Here is an 8,400-nt window from a genome sequence, read left to right on the forward strand (position 1 = left end):
GGCTCGTCGACCGTGCTGGTCAATTGTCTTTCCTCCACCGGCTGAGGCGCCCGGAGGCGCCGAGTGCACCGGAGTGTTCAGCGGCTGGTGTTGCCGCTGCCGTTGTCCTGAGCCGGGTCCTGGCTCGGCTCGGGGTTGGACCGCTGGTCGTCCGCCTTCGGCTCGCCCGGCTGCGGCGCCGGGTGCTCGGCCGGGGGCTGCTGCCCGCGCTCCCAGGACGGCGTCCAGTTGTACTGGCCGCCACCACCCGGGTAGCTCGAACCGGACGGCGTGGTCGCCGGGGTCCACCCGGGCGGCGCGCCGTAGTTCGGCGGCACCGCCTGCGGCACGCCCTGCTGCGGCTGGCCCTGGTTCGGGTTCTGGAACTGCACCGTGCCCTGGTGCGCACCGGCACCTGCACCGGCCGGGGCCGGCTGCTCGTGGTGCGGCGGGGCGCCGTTCTGACCGGCCGGCGAGGGCGCCGCCGGAGCAGGCTCCGGCTCCTCCTTGACCGGGGGCCACGGCTCGCCGCGCTCCTTGGCCAGCTCGCCACGCGTCTTGATCGGCGGCTTGTCCGACGGCGTCCGACCACCGAAGTCGTTGAACGCGGTGATGCGGGGCCGCTTCTCCACCCGGGCGAAGATCCGCTCCAAGTCCTTGCGGACCAGCGTCTCCTTGTCGATCAGCTCCAGCACCAGGTCGTCGAGGACGTCGCGGTAGGTGTTCAGGATCTCCCACGCCTCGGTGTGCGCGGCCTCGATCAGCCGGCGCACCTCCTCGTCGATCTCGTGCGCGACCTCCAGCGAGTAGTTCGGCTGCTGGCCGGCGGTGCGGCCGAGGAAGGGGTCGCCCTCTTCCTTGCCGTACTTCACCGCGCCCAGGCGGGCCGTCATGCCGTACTCGGTGACCATCGCGCGGGCGATCTTGGTCGCCTGCTCGATGTCGCTGGACGCGCCGGTGGTCGGCTCGTGGAAGACGAGCTCCTCGGCGGAGCGGCCGCCGAGCGCGAACACCAGGCGGGCGATCATCTCCGAGCGGGTCATCATGTCCTTGTCGTCCTCGGGGACGACTAGGGCGTGCCCGCCGGTGCGACCGCGCGGCAGGATCGTCAGCTTGTACACCGGCTCCAGGTCGGGCATCGCCCAGGCGGCCAGCGCGTGCCCACCCTCGTGGTAGGCCGTGATCTTCTTGTCGCGCTCCGAAATGATCTTGCTCTTCCGGCGCGGGCCGCCGATCACGCGGTCCACCGCTTCTTCCAGCGCGGCGGCGTTGATCAGCTGGCCGTTCTCGCGGGCGGTGAGCAGCGCGGCCTCGTTGACCACGTTCTCCAGGTCCGCACCCGAGAAGCCGACGGTGCGCTTGGCGAGGCTGTCCAGGTCGGCGTCCTGCGCCAGCGGCTTGCCCTTGGAGTGCACGTTCAGGATCGCGCGGCGGCCGCGCAGGTCCGGCGCGGACACCGGGATCTGCCGGTCGAACCGGCCCGGGCGCAGCAGCGCCGGGTCCAGGATGTCCGGCCGGTTGGTCGCGGCGATCAGGATGATGCCGCCGCGCGAGTCGAAGCCGTCCATCTCGACCAGCAGCTGGTTGAGGGTCTGCTCGCGCTCGTCGTGCCCACCGCCGAGGCCGGCGCCGCGCTGGCGGCCGACCGCGTCGATCTCGTCGACGAAGATGATGCACGGCGCATTCTGCTTGGCCTGCTCGAACAGGTCGCGGACGCGGGAGGCACCGACACCGACGAACATCTCGACGAAGTCGGAACCGGAGATCGAGTAGAACGGCACGCCGGCCTCACCGGCGACGGCTCGCGCGAGCAGCGTCTTACCGGTACCGGGCGGGCCGTAGAGCAGGACGCCCTTCGGGATCTTGGCGCCGAGGGCCTGGTAGCGGCCGGGGTTCTGCAGGAAGTCCTTGATCTCGTGCAGTTCCTCGACGGCTTCGTCGGCACCCGCGACGTCGGAGAACATCGTCTTGGGCATGTCCTTGGTGAGCTGCTTGGCCTTGGACTTGCCGAAGTTCAGGACGCGGTTCCCGCCGCCCTGGACGTTGTTCATCATCCACATCAGGAGCAGGACGAGCAGGCCGATCGGCACCAGGTAGAACAGCATCTGCACCCAGAGCGAGTCCTGGGTGACCTTGGTGTTCCAGACCGGCACGTGCGCGTTGCGGATCTCGGTGACCACCGTGTCGGTGGCACCGGCCGGGTACTGCGCGATCAGCTGGTTGCTGCCCTGGAAGTTCTGGCCGTCGTTAAGGGTCAGCCGGACCCGCTGCTCCTTGTCCTCGATGGTCGCTTCCTTGACCTTGCCCTGAGCGATCTGCTCGAGGGCCTGCGAGGTGGAGACTTCGCGGTAGGAGCGAGTCTCGTCGAAGAGCACGCTGAAGGCCCAGATCAGCAGAAACGCTGTCAGGATCCACAGCAGCGGGTTGCGGAGCAGGCGCTTTCGGTCCATTCACTTGCGGCCGGCGGGCGGCCTCGACCCTCCCTGACTGTCACTTCGGGCAAACGGCTGTCGGCAGACACAATTCGCCATCGCCGTCAACCCCTTCAGACCAGCGTACCGGCCGATGCGAGGACACGACCATGTCGAGCTCGACGCAGGATGCCCAGCGTACTCGGCCACTCGACCGCAATGGGGCGGGAGGGCCGAACCGGACACGCCTGCCCGGCCACTCCCCAGGCTCACACCCCGGACGTGTAGACCTTCGGATCCAGCGTGCCGATGTAAGGCAGATCACGGTACCGCTCGGCGTAGTCCAGCCCGTAGCCGACCACGAACTCGTTCGGGATGTCGAATCCCACGTACTTCACCGGCACGTCCACCTGCACCGCGTCGGGCTTGCGCAGCAGCGTGCAGACCTCCAGCGACGCCGGGTTGCGCGAGCTCAGGTTCTTCAGCAGCCAGGACAGCGTCAGCCCGGAGTCGATGATGTCCTCGACGATCAGCACGTGCCGGCCGGCGATGTCCCGGTCCAGGTCCTTGAGGATGCGCACCACGCCGGACGACGAGGTGGACGAGCCGTACGAGCTGACCGCCATGAACTCCAGCTGGGCAGGCTGGGGCAGCGCCCGCGCGAAATCGGTCATGAACATCACCGCGCCCTTGAGCACGCCGACCAGCAGCAGATCACCGCCGACCTGCTGGTAGTCGTCGTCCACCTGCTTGGCGAGCTCGGTGACCTTGTCGTTGATCTGCTGCTCGGAGATGAGCACAGAAGCAATGTCGCCGTCGTACACGGCCCGGCTTCCCCTCTATCGAATCGACGCGAACACCGGTCCTCCGGCGCCGGTATCCCACCGCCCGAGCCGAACGCCTCGGCGTCCCGTCAACCATCCGGCGGCTTGCGGCCCGCCGCTTCCACCTGAAGCGTGCCATGCGCCCGTCGCAGCACAAAGTCACCCGGCAAGGCCGGTCCGCCCTGACCCCGCCAATCGGCCACCAACGCGTCCGCGGCGCGCAGGTGCTCGTCGGTGATCTCGGGAACCCCGCGCGCCAGCAACCACGCGCGCAACACCCGGCGCCGCAGCGAACCCGGAACTTCCCGCAACGCCAAGGCATCGAGCGCCCCGCCCGACTCGACGCGCTCGCGCACCTCAGCGGCCAACTCGTCCAACGCGTCGGCGTCCTCGCGCAGCTGTCGCGCGGTGCGCGCGAGCGCCTCGCGAACCCCGCCCTGCAACACTTCTTCCAGCAGCGGAAGGACTTCTGTGCGCAACCGCACACGTGTGAAACGCGCATCGGAGTTGTGCGGGTCCTGCCACGGCACCAGCCCGAGCGCCGCGCAAGCGGCCTCCGTCGTCGCCCGGCGAACGCCCAGGAACGGGCGCGCCCACGGCGGATCCAGCGGCCGCATCCCGGCGATCGATCGGGCCCCCGAACCCCGCCCGAGCCCGAGCAGCACGGTTTCGGCCTGATCGTCGAGGGTGTGCCCGAGCAGCACGAGCGAACCCGGCGGGCGCTCCGCGCGCAGCGCCGCGTAGCGCGCGCGCCGGGCGGCGGCCTCCAAGCCACCACCGCGCCCGACCTCCACCGCGATCACCCTGGCGGAACACCCCAGCTCGCGGAGCTGATCGGCGGCCCGGGCGGCGACGCCGGCGGAGCCGGCCTGGAGCCCGTGATCCACCACGAGGCCGTGCACCGCGACGCCCTCGCGGCGAGCGGCGTGCGACGCGGCAGCGGCGAGCGCCAGCGAGTCCGCGCCGCCGGAGCACGCGACCGCCAGCGGAGCGCCCCGGAACGGGGCCGCCTCGGCGGAGCCGAGGAGGCGCCGGACGGCGGAGCGGACGGCGCTGACGGCGGGCTCTGGGGGCGGCACGGCGTCATTCTCCCGTCCCGCGCTCGCGAGTTCCGGCGGCAGGTCAGCCGTGGACGCGGCGGATCCAGGCGTCGGGGTCGACGATCTCGGCGCGGGTCGGCAGGGTGTCCGGGGACGTCCAGATCGCGTTGAAGTCGGCCATCCCGATCGCGCCCACGACGTGCCCGGTGAAAGCCGCGCCCTGCGCGTACTGGCGGATCTTCGCGTCCACCCCGAGCAGGCTGCGCAGCACGCGATCCAGCAGGCCGCCGCCCTTGCGCCGCTCCGTGAAGCGCTGGCGAATCGTCCCCACGCTCGGCACCACCCGCGGGCCCACCGCGTCCATCACGTGGTCGGCGTGGCCCTCCAGCAGCGTGGAGATCGCGATGATCCGGTCCAGCGCGGCCCGCTGGCTCGGCGTCTGCAGCAGCTCGATCAGCCCGAGCATGCCCGGGCTGGAGTCACCGCTGCTGGAGCGCGCCGAACGGGCCTCCCGCAGCACCGACGGCAGCCGGCCCAGCAGCTCGCCGGTGGTGCCCTCCATCTCGGCCAGCAGCGTGCCCAGGCTCTCCGCGAAGTGCTCGCGCAGCCACGGCACCGCGTTGAACTGCAGCCGGTGCGTCGACTCGTGCAGGCACACCCACATCCGGAAGTCGTCGCCCGGCACGCCCAGCGACTTCTGCGCCGCGACGATGTTCGGCGCCACCAGCAACAAACGGCCGCTCTGCCCGGCCACGCCCGATTCGCCGTACGGGTCGAACTGGCCGAGCACCTTGCCACCGAGGTAGGCGAGCACGACTCCGGCCTGCACCCCCGCGCCGCGCGCGCTGATGCCGCCGAGGAGGTCGTTGCCCCGCAGCAGTTGCGAGTCCGCTGTGGACAGTGCGGCGTCGGTGAGCTCGGCGAGGCCGTCCGCCGCGCCGCGCACCCAGGCCGGCCGGTCGACGACGTCACCTTCGGCTATCGGCAGGTCCAGGCCGAGTCCGGTCAGCTCGCGGACGTGCGATTCGGCTTCGACGCTGAACTGCCGCAGCGAGCGCACCGCCTGCTCGGCCTCGGGCCGCGGCACCTCGGGTCCCGGCTTCATCAACCGGACCGCGGTGGCGACGGCGACGTCCCAGTCCAGCGCCCGATGCTCCCCGGCGGCGCCCCGGTCCTGCGGCGTGGGCAGGGTGGAAGGTCGGGCGTTCACACGAACGACCGTACCCGCTCGCCACGGCCGCAGGTACCTCACTTTCGAGCGCCCACCGCCCGCACTCCGGAACGTCCCCGGCGCCGCATCCGAAGCTCCGCGATGCGGAACTCCGGTACCGCCAAGCCCGATTTTGCCTAAAATTGGGCACCCGCTCCCGAGAGGGAAAGTTCCCGATTTTGCCTAAAATTGGGAACTTCAGCTTGGTCGGGGCTTCCCGATTTTGCCTAAAATTGGGAAGCCCGCACCGGCCTCGCTAGCAACCGCAGGTGCGCAGGGCGCTGGCCAGCTTGTCCAGCGCCGGGCGAGCCGCCGCCGAACTCGTTCCGTTGGAGACCAGCGCGAACGCCAGCAGGCGGCCGTCCTTCGTCACCACCGTTCCGGCCAGGCTGTTCGCCCCGTCCAGGGTGCCGGTCTTCGCCCGCACCCAGCCCTGGCCCACACCGTCCTGGTAGCGGTTGACCAGGCTGCCGCTGCCGCCCGCGATCGGCAGGCCGGGCAACAGCGCCCGCAGCTTCGCGGACTGCGGCGGCAGCCCGCCCTCCGGGCTCGCCGGGGCGGTCGCCGACGCCAGGAGCTCGGCCAGCAGCTTCGACGTGACCCGGTCCTCCAGCGACAGCCCGCTGCCGTCGGCCATCGTCGATCCGCCCACGTCGAAGCCGTTCTGCTGGAGCACGTCGTGCACCGCCTTGGTGCCGCCCGCGAACGACGGCTCGTTCCCGGTGGCGATGGCGACCTCGCGGAGCAGCGCCTCGGCGAGCATGTTGTCCGAGCGCTGCAGCGTGGTTTCGACCATGTCCTGCACGGTCGCCGACTGCACCTGCCCGAGCACCTGCGCGTTCGGCGGCGCCGTGCCCTCCGACACGTAGGCCTGCCCAAGGCCCAGCCGGGCCGCCAGTTCCTGCGCGGTCTGCATCGCCGGGGTCTGCGAGCGCGGGCTGGTGTCCCGCGTCGGATCGGCCCGGCCGCCGTCGAGCATCACCGGGTCCATCGGCGAGTAGAACCCGGCCGCCACGTCCTGCGGCAGCCAGCCCTGCGCGACCCTCGGACCGGTGTACCGGCTGTTGTCGACCTGCAGGGACGACACGTTCCCGCCGGTCGCGGCCATGACCTGGGCCGCCAGGTCGTCGAGCCGCGGCGCGCCGTCGTACACCGACTCCTCGCCCGCCGGGAGCTTCGACAGCGTCGGGTCACCGCCGCCGACCAGCACCACGCTGCCCGGCGCGCTGCCGCGAACGACCTTGGTGGTGAAGCGGTGCTGGTGGTCGAGCGCGAGCAGCGCCGCGCTGGTGGTCAGCAGCTTGCCGGTGGACGCGGGCATGAGCGCCTGGCCCTGGTTCTGCTGCCACAGCACCGAGCCGGTCTGCGCGTCGAGCACGACGCCGCCGAGCGTGCCCAGGGCCTGGGTGTCGGAGAGCGGACCAGCCAGCACCGAGCGGATGCCGGACTGCTGCGGCAGCGGCGCGTTCCGGTCGAGCGGCTTGATCGACGGGTTGAGCTGCACCGGCGCGGGCGGCTCCGCGATCTGCGCCTTCATCAGGGCGTCGACCAGCGTCGGGCCGAAGGCGACGCCAGCCCCGAGCAGCACGACGACGGCCACGGCGACCGCGATCAGCGTTTTGCGCCGCCTCGGCGGCGGGGCCGTCGGCGGCTCCGCGCTCACCGGCGGCGGAGGCGGCCCGGTCGGCGGGATCCGCTGCGGCTGCGCCCGCGAGCCGGTCAGGCCCGCGAAGTCCTCTGGAGCTGCCGGTTTCGGCGCGGCGAGACCGCCGAAGTCTGCAGGCGTCGCGGGCTGCAGGCCGATGCGCTGCGGCTGCGCCCGTGGCGGAGCCAGGCCCGCGAAGTCCTCGGGCGCCGCGGTCGGGCCGGGCGGCGGGAGCGACCGGCCGGAGGGCTTGGCGTGCGGCGCGGTCAGGCCCGCGAAGTCCGCCGCCGACGCGGCGCGCGGCGGCGGCCCGTCGAAGTCGGGCCGGGCGAACTGCTGCGTCTGCTCGGCGGGAGCGACCGGTGGCACGGCCTTGAACTGCTGCGTCGCCGGCCCCGGATCGGCGGCACGCAGCGCTTCGAGGTCTTTGAGATCGATCCGGGTGGTCTTCTCGGACTCGGTCTCGGCCGGGATCCGCGCGATCTGCTGCGTCGAATCGATGGGCGCGGACTGCTCGGGCGCATCGATCCGCGGCATCTGCTGCGCCTCGTGGACGCGAGGCTGCTCGGCGAGACCGGCGGCCTCGACCCGGCTGATCTGCTGCGTCTGCTCGATGCCGCTGGGCGGCGGTGCCGCCGGGGTGCCGCTCGGCGCCGGTGTCGCATCGGTGATCGGCGCGAACTTCTGGGTCTGCTCGATCGGCGCGACAGGTGGCGCTACGACCCGAGCTTTGCCCTTGTCGTCGGTCGCGCGCTCGGATTCCGGCTCGGCGGCGTCTTCGCCGGGCGAAGTCGGCTCGGCACCGGTCTCTGCCTTGGGCGTCGTCTCGGCAGCCGCCGTGGTTTCCGCGTCGTCCGGTCCGGCTTCGGCCTCATCGGTTGCCGTCTCAGCGGCGGCTTCGGCCTCGGCAGCGTCTTTCCACTCGCTGTCCTGAGCGGCCTCTTCGGGCTCGGTCGCCGAGGACGGCTCGGCCTTGGTGCCGACCTGATCCGGCTCTGAGTCCGCAGCTTTCGCGGTATCGGCCTCGGTCTCCGCATCGGGCTCGGAGTCGCTCGGCTCGGCTTCCGCTTCTTCCTTGGCGGAAGCGCCGGATTCGGCGGGCGTGCCGGGCTCTTCCGATCCGGCGGCGGGCGAGCCGGATTCAGCAGCGGTTCCCGATTCCTCTTCGGTAGCGGTGGTCCCGCTCTCGGCCTCCGCTTCCGGCTCGGCTTCGGTACCGGCGGTCTCGCCCTCGGCTCCCGATTCCACCGCAGCGTCAGTACCGGCGGTCTCGCCCTCGGCTCCCGATTCC

The 8,400-nt window shown here is 71.7% G+C and carries 5 protein-coding genes; all 5 read right to left on the bottom strand.

Features of this window, described 5'->3' with window-relative positions; all coding sequences use genetic code 11:
* Window positions 1-77: 77 nt before the first annotated feature.
* Window positions 78-2,429: an ATP-dependent zinc metalloprotease FtsH gene (gene ftsH, locus BLW84_RS21845; RefSeq protein WP_093268008.1), complete on the bottom strand. Its 2,352-nt coding sequence runs from the start codon at window positions 2,427-2,429 to the stop codon at window positions 78-80.
* Between the two features lie 230 nt (window positions 2,430-2,659).
* Window positions 2,660-3,214 (bottom strand): hypoxanthine phosphoribosyltransferase, encoded by a 555-nt coding sequence (hpt, locus tag BLW84_RS21850; protein WP_093268011.1) that lies wholly within the window; start codon window positions 3,212-3,214, stop codon window positions 2,660-2,662.
* A gap of 89 nt (window positions 3,215-3,303) precedes the next feature.
* Window positions 3,304-4,293: a tRNA lysidine(34) synthetase TilS gene (gene tilS / locus BLW84_RS21855; RefSeq protein WP_093268014.1), complete on the bottom strand. Its 990-nt coding sequence runs from the start codon at window positions 4,291-4,293 to the stop codon at window positions 3,304-3,306.
* A 43-nt stretch (window positions 4,294-4,336) separates the two neighbouring features.
* Complete coding sequence (locus BLW84_RS21860; protein ID WP_245761294.1) at window positions 4,337-5,464, bottom strand: zinc-dependent metalloprotease; 1,128 nt, start codon at window positions 5,462-5,464, stop codon at window positions 4,337-4,339.
* A gap of 256 nt (window positions 5,465-5,720) precedes the next feature.
* On the bottom strand, window positions 5,721-8,400 hold a 2,680-nt coding region (gene dacB / locus BLW84_RS21865; RefSeq protein WP_218157409.1), incomplete at its 5' end, for a D-alanyl-D-alanine carboxypeptidase/D-alanyl-D-alanine endopeptidase.

This window comes from Saccharopolyspora shandongensis, from assembly GCF_900106995.1.
Taxonomy (GTDB): domain Bacteria; phylum Actinomycetota; class Actinomycetes; order Mycobacteriales; family Pseudonocardiaceae; genus Saccharopolyspora; species Saccharopolyspora shandongensis.

Excerpts from the sequence above, each read along its gene's own strand:
- ftsH (WP_093268008.1), bottom strand. The coding sequence starts at position 2,429 with ATGGACCGAAAGCGCCTGCTCCGCAACCCGCTGCTGTGGATCCTGACA.